General features: G+C 43.9%; 1 protein-coding gene. It reads left to right on the top strand.

Features of this window, described 5'->3' with window-relative positions; all coding sequences use genetic code 11:
• Positions 1-41: 41 nt before the first annotated feature.
• A partial coding sequence (locus NFR90_RS11550; protein ID WP_251453153.1) for an IS1634 family transposase occupies positions 42-1,489 on the top strand: 1,448 nt, incomplete at its 3' end.

The following is a 1,489-nucleotide window of genomic DNA, read 5'->3' on the forward strand; positions in this document are numbered from 1 at the left end:
GATAATTATAACCTATGAAAGAAACCAATCACCCTACAAATATGGATAGCAAAACTCAGGAACAGTGCTTCTTAGAAACAGGTTTCATACATCCCGTGTTCGTGAAGAACAATCATGGGATTCGTTATGCGATTTTCTACAAGAACCGCTGGAACAACAATAAATGTGAAAAGGTTTTCCAAAAGACTGTTGGAAGACTTTTGGAAGATGATTCAATTGAGTTGGGAAGGAGGTTTCTCGCTGAATATCCGGCTTTAAAAGACTGCAAGGCAAAACTTGTTGGAAGGAAGGTTCGATTGTTTGGCGGCGTCGCATGTCCTTTGCCGCCTTTGGTTCCAAATGCAGAGCAGAGGAAAGCTTTTCTTGATGAACTTGATCAAGATACACGTTTGTCGGCCGGTGCCTCATATGTTTTATGGGAAATTGCTAAGCAAAACCATTTACAAGCTGATTTGGAAGCGGTTTTCGGTAAAGACAGGGCTGCTTATCTTCTTTCTTTGGCTATATTTTTTGCAGCAGACCCGGGTGCAGTTGCTTCTGAGTTTGAAATTTACAGCGCCCAAACATGGCTTCCCTGTACGCCGACTACCTCTCAGCATGTTTCTGATCTCTTTGAGCAAGTCTCTAACCCGGAGATAATGTCTTTTCTGAGGAAACGGCTGCTGTACTCGCAGCTGGAGACTAAAGGAGACGTCTATTGGAGCTTTGATACGACATCAATATCGTCTTATTCCGAAACGATCCGCAAAGTCGCTTACGGCTATAGCAAAGAAAACTCGGAATTGCCTCAATTAAATTTAGGGTTGATTGTCTCGGAATATTCCGGAGAACCTCTCTACTACAAAGTGCTGGAGGGTTCTCTGAGTGATCCATTAGCCTTAAGACAAATGCTTGCGGACGCCGCCGATTTAGGAAGCTCTCAGGTGAACTTAGTGATGGATAGAGCTTTCAGTTCTCCTACTTTGCTCGACCGGCTCTACGAACAGAATTTAGGATTTATTTGTGGCTCTAAGACTAATCTGAATTACTGCAAATCTGTTCTGAGCAGCTTCGAACCCCAGCTCCGATTCGGAGGCGTTGATACATTCTTAGAGGAATTTGGCGTCCAGGCTAAAACTTCGTCAACAACGTGGTCTTACAGAGACCCTGCAACCGGATATTTGGAAACGCGGCCTCTTTACATTCATGTCTATTTGGATCCGGCGCGAGCCGCCACTGAAAATGAGTCTCTTCTCAGGCAAATTAAGAAAGTTCAAGACAAACTTGCAGAGAAAATCGCCCTCAAGGACTCAGATAAGGATTTAATTAAACGTTTCTTCATAAAGAGCTCTCAGGGATGGAGTTACAGTCCGAAGAAATGGGAAAACAAGGCGCACAGCCTCGGGCTGTTCGTTCTTGTCTCGAACACCGTAGGCTCAGCAAATGAAGCTCTCAGAATATATCGACAGAGAGATATCATCGAAAAAAACTTCAACAATCTCAAAGAACG

The organism is Parasutterella muris (assembly GCF_943193095.1).
Classification (GTDB): domain Bacteria; phylum Pseudomonadota; class Gammaproteobacteria; order Burkholderiales; family Burkholderiaceae_F; genus Parasutterella; species Parasutterella muris.